Genomic DNA, 16,809 nt, shown 5'->3' with positions numbered 1-16,809 from the left:
GTGACAGGAATTATGACTGCGAGCCTCCCACCCGGTTCCACCGATATCCATACTGAAGACGGCGCAGCGGATGGGCCGCGCATGCCGCTCGCGGCCTCTTCGCGTTTCGTGCAGCGCCTGCGGCGCCGCTACGCCGGCGAGCTGGCACTGCTGCCGGCCGGCGAACCGCGGCACGCCGCCATGGCACAGGCCTACGCCGCGCTGCGCGCGCGCGGAGACGGCGTGGCCGATGCGCTGCGCATCGTGCGGCAACTGGTGATGGAACGGCTGATCACGCTCGACTGTGAACAGCAGGCGGCGCTGGCGGTGGTCACGACCGCGGTCACCGAGCTTGCGGAGTTCGCCCTCGACATCGCCTGCCGCGAGGCCTGCACCGAGCTCGAGGCCGCGCACGGCGCACCGCTCGGCTCCGACGGCCAGCGCGCCCAGCTCTGGGTGGTGGGCATGGGCAAGCTCGGCGCGCGCGAGCTCAACGTGTCGAGCGACATCGACCTGATCTATCTCTACGACCACGACGGCGAGACCGCGGGCGACACGCAGGGGCGCGCGCGGCTGGCCAACCAGGAGTTCTTCGCGCGCGCCGTCAAGCGCATCTATGCGCTGGTGGGCGACACCACCGAGCACGGCTTCGTGTTCCGCGTCGACCTCGCGCTGCGGCCCAACGGCAACTCGGGCCCGAGCGTGGTCTCGCTCGATGCGCTGGAGGAGTATTTCCAGGTGCAGGGGCGTGAATGGGAGCGCTTCGCCTGGCTCAAGAGCCGGGTGGTGGCGCCGCGCAGCGTGATCGACGATGGATCGGCCCAGGCGCTGCGCGGCGCGGTGCTGCCCTTCGTGTTCCGGCGTTACCTGGACTACAGCGTGTTCGATTCGCTGCGCACCCTGCACCGGCAGATCCGCGAGCAGGCCGCGCGCCGTAGCGCCGGGCGACCCGAGCGCGCCAACGACGTCAAGCTCTCGCGCGGCGGCATCCGCGAGATCGAGTTCATCGTGCAGCTGCTGCAGGTGGTGCGCGGCGGCCAGTTCCCCGAGCTGCGCACCCGGCCCACGCTCGACGCGCTGCAGCGCCTGGCGCGCGCCAACCTGATGCCGCAGGAAACGGCCGATGCGCTGGCCGCGGCGTACGAGTTCCTGCGCCGGGTGGAGCACCGCATCCAGTACCTGGACGACCAGCAGACCCATGTGCTGCCGGTGCAGGACGAGGACCTGCGCTGGATCGCGCACACGCTGGGGTACGAGGGCTGCTGTCCCTTCCTGGCGCAGCTCGATGCGCATCGCGAGTTCGTGGCCCAGGAGTTCGACAAGTTGCTCGGCGGCAAGAAGGAGCCCTGCAAGCGCTGCAACGGCACGTCGGCCGGCACCGTGCCGGGCGACCTGAGCGACCTCATCGAGGAGTTGCCGCCGCCCTTTGCCGAGCGCATCCAGGCGTGGCACGACAGCCCGCGCGTGCAGGCCCTGCGCGACGAGACCCGCGCCCGCCTGCGCCAGCTGGTGCAGCGCACCGGCCAGTGGCTGCGCGAGCCCGACGGCGAGGGCCCGGGCCAGATCGCCCACCATATCGACGGTGCCTTGCGCTGGGCCGACTGGATCGAGCCGCTGATGCGCCGCGAGAACTACATCGCGCTGCTGGTCGAGCGCCCGGCGGTGCAGGAGCGGCTGCTGCGCCTGCTGGGCTCGGCGCGCTGGCCGGCCCGCTACCTGATGCAGCACCCGGGCGTGATCGACGAGCTGGCAAGCCATGAAATGCTGGCCGGCCGCTTCTCTGCCGCGGAGTTCGAGCGCGAGCTGGAAGCGCGCCACCTGTCGCTGCGCCAGACCGGCGAGGCCGACGAGGAGCGCCTGCTCAACCTGCTGCGCCATGCGCATCACGCCGAGCTGTTCCGCACGCTGGCGCGCGACGTCGAGGGCCGCATCACGGTCGAGCAGGTGGCGGACGACCTCAGCGCGCTGGCCGACGCGGTGTTGCGCGTGACGGCGCGCTGGTGCTGGCCGCAGGTGCGCAACCCGCACCGCCAGACGCCGCGCTTCGCGATCATCGGCTACGGCAAACTGGGCGGCAAGGAGCTCGGCTACGGCAGCGACCTGGACATCGTGTTCGTCTACGACGACGACGACGAGCGCGCCGGCGAGGTCTATGCGGCTTACGTGCGCAAGCTCATCAACTGGCTGACGGTCAAGACCCGCGAGGGCGACCTGTTCGAGATCGACACCGCGCTGCGGCCCAACGGCAACTCGGGCCTGCTCACCACCAGCTTCGACGCCTACGAGAAATACCAGCTGGGCCGCGGCAGCAACACCGCCTGGACCTGGGAGCACCAGGCCATGACGCGCGCGCGCTTCGTGGACATGGCTTCTGGGCCCGACGGCCGCGGCGACTGCTCGCTGTGCGAGCGCTTCGATCGCATCCGCGAGGCGGTGATCGCGGCGCCGCGCGACCGCGCCGCGCTGAAGGCCGAGATCGTCGCGATGCGCGAGAAGGTGCGTGCCGCGCGGCCGGTCAAGGCCGATCGCTTCGACGTCAAGCACAGCCCCGGCGGCATGGTGGATGCCGAGTTCGCGGTCCAGTTCCTGGTGCTCTCGGAGGCGAAGGCCCATCCCGAGCTGATCCCGAACGTGGGCAATATCGCGCTGCTGATCCGGGCCGAGGAAGCCGGCCTGCTGCCCGCGGGCATCGGCCGCAACGCCGCCGCGGCCTACCGCGAGCTGCGCCGGGTGCAGCACCGGGCGCGGCTCAACGAAGAGCCGACGCAGGTGCCGATGAGCGCGCTGGCGGCCGAGCGCGAAGCCATGCTGGCGCTGTGGAAGGCAGTGTTTGGTTAGCCCCGCGAACGCACGCGCCCTCGCGCTGGCTGCCGGCGCGGCGCTGGTGCTGCTGCTGGCGGGTTGCGCAAGCGGTCCGCGTGGCGGCACCTCGGCCATCGACCGCGATGGCGCCGACGCCAATCCGCCCGCCGGCCTCGGCCAGGTGCCCGATGCCGAGCCGCGCGTCGAAGCCATCCGCGGCAGCGGCGGCACCAGCAAGCCCTATGTGGTGCTGGGCCGCTCGTACGTGCCGATCACCGACGACCGGCCCTGGCGCGAGACCGGCCTCGCCTCCTGGTACGGCCGCAAGTTCCACGCGCAATCCACCGCCAGCGGCGAGCCCTACGACATGTACGCGATGACGGCCGCGCACAAGACCTTGCCGCTGCCCAGCTACGTGCGGGTGCGCAACCCGGCGAACGGGCGCGAGGTGGTCGTGCGCGTGAATGACCGCGGGCCCTTCCACGACGACCGCATCATCGACCTGAGCTACACCGCGGCGTACAAGCTGGACCTGCTGCGCGGGGTGGCGCCCGTGGAAATCGAGCGCATCACTAACGCGGACATCCGCGCCGGCACCTGGCGGCGCGGGGACACCGCGCTGGCGCAGGCGGTGCCCGCCCATGGATCGGTGGCGCTCGCCGGGCCTCCTGCAACCCCGGGCACCGCCGACGCCGTCGCCGTGCCCGTCGCGTTGACTTCGCCGGTCGTCGCCGCGCCGGGCGCGGAAGTGCGCGAACTGGACGCCCTGCCGCCGCTACCGGCAGCGCGGTCCGAGCCGTCGCCGGCCCGGGCCGAGTCCGAATCGGCGCGGGCTGCGCCCACAGCGGGCTTCTGGATCCAACTGGGCGCCTTCAGCCAGCGTGACGGCGTGGAGCGCTTCCAGCAGCAGGTCGCGCGCAGCCTGCCCGTGTTGGCGGGCGCGCTCAACGTGTTCGCCGAGCGCGGCACCTATCGGCTGCAGGCCGGGCCTTACGCATCGCGCGACCAGGCGCGCGACATGGCCGAGCAGGTGCGCAACGGGCTGCAACTGGCGCCGATGATCGTCGAGCGGCGCTGAGGCGCGTTCGTCCACACCTTCTCAGGCCCGGTCCTCAGGCGGCGCGGCGGTCCGCAGCGCCTCGAGTTCGGCACGCGTGATGGCCGGCACCGAGAAGCGCGCGGCGATGCGCGCCAACTTTTCCGGATTGCGTTGGGTGCGGATGCGCAGGATCCGCTCGCCATCGGTCTCGATGGTCTGCACCGACTCCAAAGCGCCGTTGTAGAAGCGCAGCAGCCCTGGCTCGCCGTTGACCTCGGCGAGCTCCAGCCGGAGCCCGCCGCGCAGCAGGCGCGGCACGGCGTAGAAGTACTGCGCGATGCGCTGGGCACCGCGCAGCATCTTGCGGAAGGCCGGCACCTTGCCTCCGCTGTCTCCGATCAGCTCGGCGTCGTCGGCGAGCAGTTCCTTCAGCCGGCGCATGTCGCCGCTGGCCGAGGCTTCGGCAAAGCCCTGCATCAGCCGCCAATGGGTATCGCGCTCTACCGCGAAGCGCGGGCGCTCGTCCTGGATCTGGGTTTTGGCGCGGTGCACCAGCTGGCGGCACGCCGCCTCGGTCTTGCCCAGGGTGCGCGCCACGTCCTCGTAGTCGGCGTCGAACACCTCCCGCAGCAGGAAAGCTGCGCGCGCCTCGGGGGCGAGGCGCTCCAGCACCGCCAGGAATGCCACGGAGATGTTGTCCGCGCGCTCCAGCATCTGCTCGGGCGATGCCGGCGTGTCGGTCAGCAGCGGTTCGGGCAGCCAGGTGCCTTCGTAGTGCTCGCGCTGGAGCTTGGCGGCGCGCAGCCGGTCGATGGACAGGCGCGTGACGACCGTGACCAGCCAGGCCTCGGGGTTGTTCAGGGCGTCGACGGTCGCGTCGTTCCAGCGCAGCCAGGCATCCTGCACCACGTCTTCGGCATCGGCCGCCGAGCCGAGCATGCGGTAGGCGATGCCCAGCAGGCGCTTGCGGTGGCGGTCGAAGGTGCGGGTGGAGTCGTCCATACCGGCAAGACGGACGAAGTGCCCGCCTTGTGACAGGCGCGCGGCGGACGCTCAGGCGCCCTGGTACTCGGCCCTCGGGCCGAGGTTGGCCGTGACTTCCTTGCGGTACCGGTTGAGCTCCTGCACGGTCTTGAAGCTGCGGTTCATCAGCAGGCTCAGGTTGTGCAGGATGCGGTCGCCGACCTTGTTTTCCCACACGGCATCGAACTTGATCTGCTTGTCCAGCCAATGCTCCAGCCAGTCCGGGTCGGGCACGCGGCTCTGGATGGTGTCCTTGGGGAAGAGCGCCTTGTTGACGTGCAGGTTGGTCGGGTGCAGCGCCTGGGCAGTGCGCCGGGCGCTGGCCATCAGCACGCCGACCTTGGTGAAGGCGGCGCGCGCCTCGTCGCCGAACTTCTCGAGCGCGCGCTTCATGTAGCGCAGGTAGGCGCCGCCGTGGCGGGCCTCGTCCTGGCTCAAGGTGGTGTAGATGTGCTTGATGACGGGCTCGGTGTGCCACTCGGCGGCCCGGCGGTACCAGTGGTTGAGGCGGATCTCGCCGCAGAAATGCAGCATCAGCGTCTCGAGCGGCGGCGCCGGGTCGAAGTCGAAGCGCACCTCATGCAGTTCCTGCTCGGTGGGGGCGTGCTGCGGGCTGAAGCGCTTGAGGTATTCCATCAACACCAGCGAATGCTTCTGCTCCTCGAAGAACCAGATCGACATGAACGCGGAGAAGTCGCTGTCGTGGCGGTTGTCGCGCAGGAACATCTCGGTGGCGGGCAGCGCCGCCCACTCGGTGATGGCGTTCATCTTGATGGTCTGGGCCTGTTCCTCGGACAGGCGGCTCGCGTCGAAGGACTGCCACGGGATGTCCTTGTCCATGTCCCAGCGGACGGATTCGAGCTGTCTGAAAAGTTCCGGGTAGAGCATCAATGACTTTCTGAACCGGGCGATTTTAGACGCGGGGTTTGGCGTCCTCGTGACAAGCGCGCGATGATGCGGTATAGCCCTACATTCATTCCAGAAACTGCCATGCGAAGCCTCCTGCGACGGCCTTTTGTTCCTCCCCTTTTCGCAACTTCCGCGGCTTTCGCAGCGGCGGCCTGCCTGGCGCCCGCTACCGCCGGCGCCCAGGGAGCCGCAGCGCCCGGTACGGCGGCGACCATCCCGGCCGGTTGCCCGCCCATCCTGCAACACACCTTCCCCCGCTTGCAAGACGAGAAACCCCAGGCGCTGTGCCAATACGCGGGCAAGGTGGTGCTGGTGGTCAACACCGCGAGCTTCTGCGGCTTCACTCCCCAGTACAAGGGCCTGGAGGCGCTGGACAGCAAGTACCGTTCGCGCGGGCTGGTGGTGCTGGGCTTCCCCTCCAACGACTTCTCGCAGGAGACCGGCACGAACAAGGAAATCGCGGACTTCTGCGAAAGCACTTTCGGCGTGAAATTCCCGATGTTCGCGAAGTCCTCGGTGCGCGGGCCGGAGGCCAATCCGCTGTTCAAGGAACTCGCGCAGGTCTCGGGCACGACGCCCAAGTGGAATTTCTACAAGTACCTCATCAGCCGCGACGGGAAGGTGGTGGAGTTCTACTCCAGCATGACCTCGCCGGACGACAAGGCCTTCGTTCGCGACCTGGAGAAGCAGCTCGGCCCGCAGTGAGGCTTGAGACTCCGGACCGCGGGCGCTCTTTCGTCACAAACGCTTACCACTAGCCCGGGAACCGCTCCGGGCGGGTGGGGCTCTTACCGGCTCGGGTGTAGAAACCCGCAAAGTTTTTATGTTGCGAGGCCTTTCGGGCGCCAGACGTCCGGATGAAATCCCGAGGCGATTCTTCTCCTCCTCCCTCCCTCCCTCCTTCGTTTCGGGGCGCCTCGCAGCATCTTTATCTCGCCCCCAGGTTGGCCCACTTCGTGTGGCCGCCCACCCCCTTCCGGGGCAACACCAGCGGCCCGGCAAAGCCGGTTCCGCGGTGTTCACCAACAAAAAGCCCCGCAGGTGCGGGGCTTTTGCTTTGGGGCGGCCTGGGGCTCAAGGCGCGGTGTCGGCGAAGCTGGGGCGAAGCATCAGCTTGTCGTAGAGCTTGCCGAGGTTCGGATGCTCGCCGCGCCAGTCGATTTCCGGGAAGCGGAACCCGATCCACCCCAGCGCACAGCCGACCGCGATGTCCGACAGGCTCAAATGAATGCCGCTGCAGAACGGCTTGTCGGCAAGCCCCTTGGCCATGGCGCGGATGCCGGCCTCGACCTTGGCGCGCTGGCGGTTCATCCATGCCTGGCTGCGCTCGCCGTCGGCGCGGCGGGCCCAGGTGGCCTCGAGCCGCCAGAGCACGCCGGCGTCCATCACGCCGTCGGCCAGGGCCTCCCAGGTCTTGACCTCGGCGCGCTCCCGGCCCTGCTGGGGGATCAGCTTCCCGACCGGTGAAAGGGTGTCGAGGTACTCGACGATCACGCGGGAGTCGAACATGGCCTCGCTGCCTTCCATGATGAGGCACGGCACTTTGCCCAAGGGATTGGAGCTGGCGATGGTGGTGTCGTCGGACCAGACGTCTTCGATCACGAACTGGTAGTCGAGCCGCTTCTCGGCCATGACCACGCGCACCTTGCGCACATAAGGGCTGGCATTGGATCCGATCAGTTTCATGCGGGCTCTCTCCCCCTGGGGGTCGTCGTTGTAGCGTTTTGATTCTAGGGGAAGGCGCGCAGTGCAGAATCCGGCTTCCATGCCAACGAGGGAGAAGGTGAAGGAACATGGTCACAGAAGCGCCCATCGATACAGACCCCGAGCGCCATCCGATCGAGTTCACGGCCAGCGGCAGCGAGTACTTCCGCATCTGGATCGTGAACCTGCTGCTCATCGTGGTCACGCTCGGCATCTATCTGCCCTGGGCCAAGGTGCGCAAGCTCAAGTACTTCTACAGCAACACCTGGGTCGGCGGCGACGCGCTGGACTTTCATGGCGAGCCCGCCAAGATGCTGCGCGGCACGTTGATCGCCGCCGGCTTCCTGATCGCCTATTCGGTGGGCAGCAACTTCTCCGGCTGGGCGGCGCTGGTGGCGGCGCTGGCCTTCGTGGCGCTGTGGCCGGCCTTGTTCCGGGCGGCAATGCGCTTCAGGCTGGCCAACACCAGCTGGCGCGGCCTGCGCTTCCGGTTCGCGGGGGACACGGCCGGCGCCTACGCCTGCATGCTGCCGCCGCTGGCTTTGGCGCTGCTGCCGGTGGCCCTCGCGGGCGCAATGGCCGGCGTGTCGGCGGACGGCAAAGCGCCTGCGCTGCCTGCCGTGGCCACTGGCCTGGTCGGCCTGGGCATGCTGGCCTTCGTGGCGGGCCTGCCTTATTTCCTTTGGCGCGTGCGGCGCTACCAGCACGACAACTACGCGATCGGCGCGCTGCAGACCCGGCTCAAGGCCGACGTGGGCGTGCTCTACGGCGTCTTCATCAAGCTGATCGCGATCAGCCTCGCGGCCTTCGCGGTCATGCTGATGGTGGCGGGCCTTTTCGCCTTCACGGGCCGCAGGACCGGCACCGGCGCGACCTTCGTCGTCGTGGCGGCACTCATGGGCATCGGCGCGATCCTGCTCATCAACATCCTGCCCAAGTCCTATCTGCAGGTGCGGCTGCAGAACCTGCTGTGGTCGACCACCGGCAACGAGGTGCTGCGCTTCGACAGCCGCCTGAAGTTCGGCAGCTACCTGGGCCTCCAGTGCAGAAACTACCTGCTGATCTTTCTCACGCTCGGCCTGTACTGGCCCTTCGCTGTGGTGAACACGCGGCGGGCCCAGATCGAGGCGGTCGAATTGCACACGCGCATCGGCCTCGACCAGCTCAGCCAGGCGGCTGGACGGGAAGACCCCGGCGCCGCGGGCGACATGGCGGCCGACCTGTTCGGGCTGGACATCGGGCTGTGAGCTCTGTACTGCCGGCTGGATGAGCTCCGCTCTCGAGGTTCGTTTCTTCGACGGCCGCAGCAGCCGCCCGCACGCGGCGCGCCTGCACGTCCAGGGCGATGTGCTGACCATCGCGCCGGCGCCCGGCGAAGACTTTGCATCGTTCAACGTGCCGCTGGCACGGCTGCGCTGGCCCGAGCGCACGCGCCACGGCGGCCGGCTCCTGCAACTGCCGCAAGGCGCCAGCGTGCAGGCTCTCGACGTCGCGGCCTGGGACGCGTGGGTCGCGCAGCTCGGCCCCAGGGAAAGCTGGGTGGTCCGGGCCCAGCAGAACTGGCGCGGCGTGGCGCTGGCCCTGGTGTTGCTGCTGGCGGCCACTGCGGCGCTGTACCAGTGGGGCCTGCCGTGGCTCGCGCGCGGCGTGACCGCGGCGGTGCCGGCCGGCGTGGACGCGGCCATCGGCGCCGAGGTGCTCGAATCCATCGACCAGTCGCTGCTGGCGCCCAGCGCGCTCCCGGCAGAGGAACAGGAGCGCATTCGCCGCAGCTTCGCGCGAATGGTGCAGGCGGCCCATCCCGAGGGCGCGCCGGCCTGGAAGCTGGAATTCCGGCGCGCCCGCGACAAGCGGCTGGGGCCCAATGCACTGGCGCTGCCCGGCGGCACCATCATCCTGACCGACGAGCTGGTGCAGCTGATGCCCGGCGATCCGGATGCGGTGCTCGGCGTGCTGGGCCACGAGTTCGGCCATGTGCGGCTGCGGCACGCGATGCGGCAGCTGGTGCAGGCGTCGGCGATCGGCTTCGCGGTGTCGGTCGCCTTCGGCGACTACGGCACGCTGATCGGCAGCGCCCCGGTGTTGCTGGCCACGCTCGGCTACTCGCGCGATGCGGAGCGCGAGGCCGACGTGGAATCGGTGCGGCTGATGCGCGCCGCCGGCATCTCGCCGCGCGTGATGATCGGCTTTTTCGAGGCGGTCGAGCGCTGGCGCGCCGGGCAGAAGCGCGCCGGGCTGGACGACGACGTCATTGGCCTGGCCTTCTCCTCGCACCCGGCCACGGCCGAGCGCATCGCCTTCTTCCGGGAAGCCGCGGCGAACTGAAATCGACGACCTGGTGCCGGCACCTAAAATTCGGCGCATGAGTTTCTCTACCGTCTCCGCCCTTTCCCCCCTCGACGGCCGCTACGCCGCCAAGCTCTCGGCCCTGCGTCCGCTGATGAGCGAACAGGGCTACATGCACCGGCGGGTACAGGTCGAAGTGGCGTGGTTCATCGCGCTGTCCGACTGCGGCTTCCCTGAATTCAAGCCCCTCACCGGCGGCGCGCGCAAGTACCTGCTGGGGCTGGTCAACAATTTCTCCGAAGCCGACGCCATCGCGATCAAGCAGATCGAAAAGACCACCAACCACGACGTCAAGGCGGTCGAGTACTGGATCAAATCCAAGTTCGAGGCGCGGCCGGAGCTGCTGGCGGCTTCGGAGTTCGTGCACTTCGCCTGCACCAGCGAGGACATCAACAACACCAGCCACGCACTGCAGATCCAGGCGGCGCGCGAGAAAGTGGTGCTGCCCGCGATCGACGGCCTGATCGCCACCCTGCGCGACATGGCGGGCCGCTTCGCCGAAGTGCCGATGCTGTCGCGCACGCACGGCCAGACCGCCAGCCCGACCACCGTCGGCAAGGAAATCGCGAACGTGGCCGTGCGCCTGGCCAAGGCGCGCGAGCGCATCGCCGGCGTGGCACTGCTGGGCAAGATGAACGGCGCGGTGGGCAACTACAACGCCCACATGGCGGCCTGGCCCGAATTCGACTGGGAGGCCTTCAGCCGCAAGGTGGTCGAGACGCCGGCGCCGCTGGGCCTGGGCCTCAGCTTCCAGCCGTACAGCATCCAGATCGAGCCGCACGACTACATGGCAGAGCTCTTCGATGCAGTGGCGCGAGCCAACACGATCCTGATCGACTTCGCGCGCGACGTCTGGGGCTACGTCGGCCTGGGCTACTTCAAGCAGCGGCTGAAGAAGGGCGAGATCGGCTCCTCGACCATGCCGCACAAGGTCAACCCGATCGACTTCGAGAACGCCGAAGGCAACCTGGGGCTCGCCAACGCGCTGCTTCGCCATCTGAGCGAGAAGCTGCCGATCAGCCGCTGGCAGCGCGACCTGACCGACAGCACCGTGCTGCGCAACATCGGCGTGGCCTTCGGCTATGCGGTGCTGGCCTACGCGAGCCTGGCGACCGGCCTTGGCAAGCTGGAGCTCAACGAGGAGGCGCTCGCCGAGGATCTCGACGCCTCCTGGGAAGTGCTGGCCGAACCGATCCAGACCGTGATGCGGCGGTTCGGCGTGCAGGGCGCGTACGAGCAGCTCAAGGAGGTCACCCGCGGCAAGACGGTGACGGCCGAAGCGCTGCACCAGCTGATCCGCTCGCTCGAGATTCCCGAAGCGGAAAAGGAACGGCTGCTGGCCATGACGCCGGCCAGCTACACCGGCAAGGCCGCCGAACTGGCGCGGCGCGCGCAGACGCCCTAAAGAAGGTGTGAGCGAGCACGCCTGGACAGGCTGCTCGGGCACGCCGGATTCACTCACACCTTCTGAGCCGAGATGGCGGGGCCGCCTACACTCGCGACCCCATGGCGCTCAAATCCACCATCTTCAAGGCCACCCTCGCGGTGGCCGACATCGACCACGGCTACTACGCCGACCATGCGCTCACGCTGGCGCGCCATCCCAGCGAGACCGACGAGCGGATGATGATCCGGCTGGTGGCGCTGGCGCTCAATGCGCACAAGCTGCAGGACGTCTGCCAGGGCGACGGCACGCTGGCTTTCGGCGCGGGCCTCTCGAACCCGGACGAGCCTGACGTCTGGCTGCGCGACTTCACGGGCGCGGTGCGCCTGTGGATCGAAGTCGGCCAGCCGGAGGACAAGCCGGTCATCAAGGCCTGCGGGAAGGCGGACGAGACGATCGTCTACGCCTTCCACCATGCGGCCGAAATCTGGTGGCGCGGCATCGAGAACAAGCTCTCGCGGCCGCAGAACCTGGCCGTCTACCGCGTGCCGACGGCCGCCTCGCAGGGACTGGCCGCGCTGGCGCAACGATCGATGCAGTTGCAGGCCACGATCCAGGAGGGCACGCTGATGCTGGGCGACGGCACGCACAGCGTGGACATCGAGCCGGTGCGCTGGAAGTAGTCCTTCTCAAGGCTCGCGGGGCATCATCGCGCCGCAGTGCCAGCACTGCTCGAAGCCGCCTTCGACCAACTCGCCGCAACCGCACTGCCAGCGCCGCTGGGGCCGGTGCTGCAGTGCGTGGAGCAGCTGCTTGGCGCGCTCGAACTGGGCTTCGTCCTCGACCCAGACCTCCGGCAGGCACTGGTCGGGCGGCAGCTGGCCGGCGGCTGCGCCGAGGTATTCGCGCTGCACCGAGGCCTCGACGCCCTCTTCCCGCAAGGCATCGGCCCAGAGGGTGGCGATTGCCAGGTTGGGGGCTTGCGCGAGGCGGCGCATGGCGCTTGCGTCCGGTTCAGCGCGGCAGCTCGGCCGCTTCGCCGAGCGCGGGCTCGTCGTCCGGCCAGGCAGGCTCGGCCTCGCGCGCTCGCTCGGCATAGCGGTTGAAGCGCCAGGCCTTGTCCTGCATCGTGATGCGGCGCCAGGTGGCTCGCTTCTCGCCCGGCGTCATCGAGGGCCAGTGCTGCACCTCGTCGAAGCTGCGGCCGCAGCCCTTGCATTCGTCATCGCCCTGGCTGGTGGAGCAGATGGCGATGCAGGGGGTGTCGGGTGTCGTCTGATACCAGGCGAGCCAGGCGTCCCAGGCCTTGGGCGGAAAGCCGACCTCGTCGGCCTCGTCCTCGTGATGGAACACCATCAGCGCGTAGACCTCGGCCAGCGCGCGCAGCTCGGGCGCGAGGGTGATGCCATCGGGCGAGGGCTTTTTCTCGCGCCAGTAGTTGATGGCGGCCTCGATGTCGGTGATGTGGATGGCGGCCATGAGGGTCGGAAAAATGCGGCTGGGCATCATAGTCCCGGCAAAGCCCGGCAGTGGGCGAAGGTCATGCATTGCTCTCGAATCCATAGCGGCAGGCGCTCTGGTGGTGCAACGTCCGAAGGCTTTTTTCTTCAAAATCTTGGAAAAATCCGGTTGCCAGCCCAGTGCCCTCGATGCTCTAATCGCCCACCGAAGGGGAGTAGCTCCCACCGTCCTCCACGAGGACGAAAATCGACAGGTCGTCAATACGAAGACAACACTTCCGGCCTGTCGGGCAGCCCAGCTGCCGAGCAAGACCTTCGATTAGAGCTCGCGCGGGTTCGATCGAAGCGTTTGCATGTCCGGGACCCGTGGGTCCTCATTCAGCCGCTTGATCCAATCCACACGGGATGAAGCAATCCGAACAGAGGACGCTATGGAACAGTTCATGACCCCAGAATTCTGGGTCGCCGTCGGTCAGATCATCATGATCGACATCCTCCTCGGCGGCGACAACGCCGTCGTCATCGCGCTGGCCTGCCGCAAGCTGCCCCCCGCGCAACGCACCCAGGGCATCCTGTGGGGCACGGCGGGCGCGATCCTGCTGCGCGTGATCCTGATCTTCTTCGCGCTCACCCTGCTGGCCATTCCGTTCCTGAAGCTGGCGGGCGCGCTGCTGCTGGTGTGGATCGGCGTCAAGCTGCTCGCCCCCGAGCATGACGACGCGCACGGCAACATCGCCGCCAGCGACAAGCTGTGGGCCGCCGTCAAGACGGTGATCGTCGCCGATCTGGTGATGAGCGTGGACAACGTGATCGCCATCGCAGGTGCCGCACAGGGCGCCGGCGAGGGCCACCAGATGCCGCTGGTGATCTTCGGCCTGCTGGTGAGCATTCCGATCATCGTCTGGGGCAGCCAGCTGGTCATCAAGCTGATGGACCGCTTCCCCATCATCATCACGGTGGGCGGCATGCTGCTGGGCTGGATCGCCGGCACGATGGCGGTGTCCGATCCCGCGGTGGTCAACCCCGCCGCCTGGACCTGGGTGCCGAAGCTGCCGCAGACCGACCTGGTGCGCTACATTGCCGGTATCGTCGGCGCGCTCTTGGTGCTGTTGATCGGCAAGTGGGTGGCGATGCGCCGGCCGAAGCCGCAGGACACCGCCACTGCGTGATCTCTCCAACAAGGAGCACCCATGGAAAAGATCATTCTGTATGTCGACGATGCAGCCTACGCGCGCGAGCTGCTCTCGCGGCTCACGCCGGAAGCGGTCGGCACGGGTGCCCGCCGTTGGGTGCTGGTGGCCTGTGCCCCGCGCATGACGCATCGCATCAGCAAATGGGTGAGCCACAGCGCGCGCGAGAACTGGCGCAACAAGTGGCTCGCGAAGACGCAGGAGCAGCTGCTGCCGCTGCTGCAGCTTGAAGGCGGCCAGGTCACCTCCGTGCTGGCCAAGGGCCCCCTGGCCGAGCTGACGCAGCGCCTGAAGATGGAGCACGGCGCAGCCCGCGTGATCGATGCGCGCCGCCCGAAGATCGGCGTGGACCTCGAGCCCGTGGCACCCGACGTGAAATCGCCCAGCCAGTCCGGCTGGACGGTGCCCGGCGCGGTGCTCGGCATGGGCGCGCTGCTGGTGCTGGCCAACGAGCTGTCCGAATAAGGCGCGCGCCACACCGCACGCATGCGCCTCGTCATCAAATGGCTGCTTAGCGCCCTCGCGCTGCTGGCACTGACCTACATCTACACCGGCGTGCAGGTGTCGAGCTTCACCTCGGCACTGATCGCCGCGGCCGTGATCGGCCTGCTCAACATGGTGGTGCGGCCGGTGCTGGTGGTGCTGACGCTGCCGGTCACCATCGTCACGCTGGGCCTCTTTCTCTTCGTGATCAACGCCCTGCTGTTCTGGGCCGCCTCGGGGCTGCTGCCGGGCTTCCACGTCAACGGCTTCGTGGCGGCGCTGATCGGCTCGCTCATCTATTCGCTGCTGGGCCTGCTCATCGAGGCTGCGCTGGGCGGGCTGTTCGCCAGGGCCTGAGCGCTATTTGAGCGGCGGCTCCGCCGCCTGCTCCCTGACCAGCACCTCGATCGCCCGCGCACGGGTGTCGACGATCGAGGCCTCGTAGTGGTCGATGGGCCCGCCTCCCCTGTGGATGAACTCCTGCGCTGCCTTGAAGCGGTCGCGCGCCCCCGGATAGTCGAGCACCGCGACGTTGGCCTCGGCATCGGCGCGGATGGCGCGCAGCGTGTCGTTCTGTGCGCCGTAGAGGCGGCCCAGCATGCGCCACGCCGTCGCATCGCGCGGATGCGACGCCACCCAGTCGCGCAGCGGGGCCACCATCGGCGCTGGCTGGCGGGTGGCGGCGGCGGCCTGCGCGGCCAGCAGCATCTCGGGCCGGTCCTTCGCCTGCGGGTCGAGCAGCGTGGCCGCCTTCGCAGCGGCATCGGCCGCGAGCTCGATCTCGGCCGAGAGCAGGCGCGCCAGCCGCGCGGCGCGCGCGTCTTCGCCCGTCCGGGTCCGCAGCCGCTCTGCCAGCGCGCGGGCCGACTTGTAGTCGCGCAGCTCGTTGGCAGCGAGCGCCGCCGCGTAGAGCGTGCCGGCCTGCTGTGCCGGCGAGCTGCGCGCGAACTCCCCGCTGCCGGCCGCGTCGATCCACAGCCGCAGCACGTCCACGCCGGGGCGCACCAGCACGCGGGCGCGCGCGGCGATCATCGCGTGGTCCATCGCCAGCGGCATGGCGATGCCGCTGCCGGGCCGGAACTGGTAGCGGCCCTGCATGTCGGCGATCCGTTCGCTGTTCAGGGGGTGGCTGCGCAGGTAGGGATAGGAGCCGTTGTCGTTGAGGCGCGCCGCGTACTGCAGCTTCTCGAACATCGCGGCCGCGCCCTGCGGCGCATAGCCGGCCTGGGTCATGACGCCGAAGCCGATGCGGTCGGCCTCCCGCTCCATGTCGCGCGAAAAGCTGAGCTGGCTCTGCGCGAACGCGGCCTGGCTGCCCATCAGCACCGCCTGCCCCGCATCGCCATTGCGGCTCTTGCCGGCGGCGATCATCCCCAGGATCATGCCGGCCAGCAGCAGCGGCATCTGCCGGCTCTGCTTGGCCATGATGCGCGAGATGTGGCGCTGCGTGACGTGCGAAAGCTCGTGGCCGAGCACGGTGGCGAGCTCGTCGCGGCTGCCGGTGACCGAGATCAGCCCGAGGTGCAGGCCCAGGTAGCCGCCTGGCAGCGCGAAGGCGTTGATGCTGCGGTCGCGGCCCAGCATCACCGTCCAGGCGAAGCGCTCGTCCAGCTCGGGCGTGACCTCCCCGCGCAGGCGCGCCGCCGCCAGCAGCCGCTGCCAGATGTCGTCCACATACTCGACCAGCACCGGGTCGTCGATGTAGTCGGGGTCGCGGTACAGCTCGCGGGCGATCTGGTCGCCGAGGCGGCGCTCGGTGCTCGCCGTCATCTCGCCGTCGCCCATGCCCGGCAGCAGCTGGGCCTGCGCCAGCGGCGGCATCGCGAGCTGGGAGGCGATCAGGAGGGAGGCGCAGAGCGTCCGCAGCAGGCGCTTCGGCTTGCGGGTCGGAGGGATGGAAGGAATCCGGCGCAGCATGAGAGAGTCGATGGCTGGGCCTCGTATGATGCTTCACTCCGCCGAACGTTCAAGCATGAGTTCTCTCACCCATTTTGATGCCCAGGGACAGGCCCACATGGTCGACGTGGCCGCCAAGCCGGCCACCCACCGGATTGCCATCGCCACCGGCCGTATCGAGATGCAAGCGGCAACGCTGGCGCTGATCGAATCGGGCACCGCGACGAAGGGCGACGTGCTGGGTATCGCGCGCATCGCGGGCATCCAGGCGGCCAAGAAGACCAGCGACCTCATCCCCTTGTGCCATCCGCTGCCGCTCACGCGGGTCGCCGTGGCGTTCGCGCTTGCCGAGGGCGGCACGCCGCAGGTGGCGTGCACCGCCACCGTCGAGACCGTCGGACCCACCGGCGTCGAGATGGAAGCCCTGACCGCCGTGCAGGTGGCGCTGCTCACCATCTACGACATGTGCAAGGCGGTAGACCGCGGGATGACCATCAACGGCGTGCGCCTGCTTGAAAAGCACGGGGGCAAGTCGGGGAGCTACATGGCATCGCGCCCCGCGAAGGGCTGAGGCGCCTGAGGCGCCGAGGCGCC

Annotated in this window: 17 protein-coding genes; 11 read left to right on the top strand and 6 right to left on the bottom strand. The window is 68.8% G+C overall.

The features are described from left to right. Positions 1 to 81: 81 nt before the first annotated feature. Together glnE and ACMGEZ_RS13355 are read left to right on the top strand one after the other, a co-directional pair. On the top strand, positions 82 to 2,817 hold the full coding sequence (gene glnE, locus ACMGEZ_RS13360; protein WP_436822756.1) for a bifunctional [glutamate--ammonia ligase]-adenylyl-L-tyrosine phosphorylase/[glutamate--ammonia-ligase] adenylyltransferase: 2,736 nt from the start codon (positions 82 to 84) through the stop codon (positions 2,815 to 2,817). Continuing rightward, entirely contained in the window at positions 2,810 to 3,859 is a 1,050-nt protein-coding gene (locus ACMGEZ_RS13355; RefSeq protein ID WP_436822755.1) for a septal ring lytic transglycosylase RlpA family protein, read from the top strand. Before glnE ends, ACMGEZ_RS13355 begins: the two co-directional genes overlap by 8 nt. 21 nt (positions 3,860 to 3,880) lie before the next feature. On the opposite strand, the gene ACMGEZ_RS13350 is transcribed toward ACMGEZ_RS13355, so the two are convergent. Both ACMGEZ_RS13350 and ACMGEZ_RS13345 read right to left on the bottom strand, forming a co-directional pair. After that, positions 3,881 to 4,822 carry an RNA polymerase sigma-70 factor gene (locus ACMGEZ_RS13350; RefSeq protein ID WP_436822754.1) on the bottom strand — a complete coding sequence of 314 codons (942 nt, stop codon included), beginning with the start codon at positions 4,820 to 4,822 and terminating at the stop codon, positions 3,881 to 3,883. A gap of 51 nt (positions 4,823 to 4,873) precedes the next feature. Further along, on the bottom strand, positions 4,874 to 5,731 hold the full coding sequence (locus tag ACMGEZ_RS13345) for a ferritin family protein (protein WP_436822753.1): 858 nt from the start codon (positions 5,729 to 5,731) through the stop codon (positions 4,874 to 4,876). Between the two features lie 102 nt (positions 5,732 to 5,833). On the opposite strand from ACMGEZ_RS13345, the gene ACMGEZ_RS13340 reads away from it, so the two are divergent. After that, positions 5,834 to 6,457 carry a glutathione peroxidase gene (locus ACMGEZ_RS13340; RefSeq protein WP_436822752.1) on the top strand — a complete coding sequence of 208 codons (624 nt, stop codon included), beginning with the start codon at positions 5,834 to 5,836 and terminating at the stop codon, positions 6,455 to 6,457. A gap of 369 nt (positions 6,458 to 6,826) precedes the next feature. Here the strand turns inward: ACMGEZ_RS13340 and ACMGEZ_RS13335 are convergent, their stop codons facing one another. Beyond that, a complete protein-coding gene (locus ACMGEZ_RS13335; protein ID WP_436822751.1) occupies positions 6,827 to 7,438 on the bottom strand; it encodes a glutathione S-transferase N-terminal domain-containing protein in 612 nt (203 codons plus the stop codon). A gap of 107 nt (positions 7,439 to 7,545) precedes the next feature. On the opposite strand from ACMGEZ_RS13335, the gene ACMGEZ_RS13330 reads away from it, so the two are divergent. The 4 genes from ACMGEZ_RS13330 to ACMGEZ_RS13315 all read left to right on the top strand — a co-directional run bounded on the left by ACMGEZ_RS13330 (position 7,546) and on the right by ACMGEZ_RS13315 (position 11,869). Then, positions 7,546 to 8,703, top strand: a complete 1,158-nt coding sequence (locus tag ACMGEZ_RS13330; RefSeq protein ID WP_436822750.1) for a YjgN family protein — start codon at positions 7,546 to 7,548, stop codon at positions 8,701 to 8,703. Between the two features lie 19 nt (positions 8,704 to 8,722). Further along, entirely contained in the window at positions 8,723 to 9,781 is a 1,059-nt protein-coding gene (locus tag ACMGEZ_RS13325) for a M48 family metallopeptidase (RefSeq protein WP_436822749.1), read from the top strand. Positions 9,782 to 9,818: 37 nt separating this feature from the next. After that, the gene (gene purB / locus ACMGEZ_RS13320; RefSeq protein WP_436822748.1) at positions 9,819 to 11,207 is read left to right on the top strand and encodes an adenylosuccinate lyase; all 1,389 of its coding nucleotides are present in this window, start codon (positions 9,819 to 9,821) and stop codon (positions 11,205 to 11,207) included. Positions 11,208 to 11,308: 101 nt separating this feature from the next. Beyond that, a complete protein-coding gene (locus ACMGEZ_RS13315) occupies positions 11,309 to 11,869 on the top strand; it encodes a YaeQ family protein (RefSeq protein WP_436822747.1) in 561 nt (186 codons plus the stop codon). A gap of 6 nt (positions 11,870 to 11,875) precedes the next feature. Here ACMGEZ_RS13315 and ACMGEZ_RS13310 read toward each other — a convergent pair whose 3' ends face one another. Continuing rightward, entirely contained in the window at positions 11,876 to 12,184 is a 309-nt protein-coding gene (locus tag ACMGEZ_RS13310; protein WP_436822746.1) for a putative signal transducing protein, read from the bottom strand. A 16-nt stretch (positions 12,185 to 12,200) separates the two neighbouring features. Beyond that, positions 12,201 to 12,665: a DUF3717 domain-containing protein gene (locus ACMGEZ_RS13305; protein WP_436822745.1), complete on the bottom strand. Its 465-nt coding sequence runs from the start codon at positions 12,663 to 12,665 to the stop codon at positions 12,201 to 12,203. A 412-nt stretch (positions 12,666 to 13,077) separates the two neighbouring features. Here ACMGEZ_RS13305 and ACMGEZ_RS13300 point away from each other — a divergent pair, with 412 nt between their 5' ends. The 3 genes from ACMGEZ_RS13300 to ACMGEZ_RS13290 are packed head-to-tail and all read left to right on the top strand — an operon-like array spanning position 13,078 to position 14,676. Beyond that, positions 13,078 to 13,815 carry a TerC family protein gene (locus ACMGEZ_RS13300; protein ID WP_436822744.1) on the top strand — a complete coding sequence of 246 codons (738 nt, stop codon included), beginning with the start codon at positions 13,078 to 13,080 and terminating at the stop codon, positions 13,813 to 13,815. Positions 13,816 to 13,836: 21 nt separating this feature from the next. Next, positions 13,837 to 14,301, top strand: a complete 465-nt coding sequence (locus ACMGEZ_RS13295; protein ID WP_436822743.1) for a hypothetical protein — start codon at positions 13,837 to 13,839, stop codon at positions 14,299 to 14,301. A gap of 21 nt (positions 14,302 to 14,322) precedes the next feature. After that, on the top strand, positions 14,323 to 14,676 hold the full coding sequence (locus ACMGEZ_RS13290; RefSeq protein ID WP_436822742.1) for a phage holin family protein: 354 nt from the start codon (positions 14,323 to 14,325) through the stop codon (positions 14,674 to 14,676). A gap of 3 nt (positions 14,677 to 14,679) precedes the next feature. On the opposite strand, the gene ACMGEZ_RS13285 is transcribed toward ACMGEZ_RS13290, so the two are convergent. Continuing rightward, complete coding sequence (locus tag ACMGEZ_RS13285) at positions 14,680 to 16,236, bottom strand: M48 family metalloprotease (RefSeq protein ID WP_436822741.1); 1,557 nt, start codon at positions 16,234 to 16,236, stop codon at positions 14,680 to 14,682. A 55-nt stretch (positions 16,237 to 16,291) separates the two neighbouring features. Between ACMGEZ_RS13285 and moaC the strand changes: the two genes are divergently transcribed. Then, positions 16,292 to 16,786 carry a cyclic pyranopterin monophosphate synthase MoaC gene (gene moaC / locus ACMGEZ_RS13280; RefSeq protein ID WP_436822740.1) on the top strand — a complete coding sequence of 165 codons (495 nt, stop codon included), beginning with the start codon at positions 16,292 to 16,294 and terminating at the stop codon, positions 16,784 to 16,786. The last annotated feature ends 23 nt before the right edge of the window (positions 16,787 to 16,809 follow it).

This window comes from Variovorax stachyos (genome assembly GCF_051400855.1).
Taxonomy (GTDB): Bacteria; Pseudomonadota; Gammaproteobacteria; order Burkholderiales; family Burkholderiaceae_C; genus Variovorax.
This window is presented reverse-complemented; position numbering and strand designations above follow the sequence as displayed.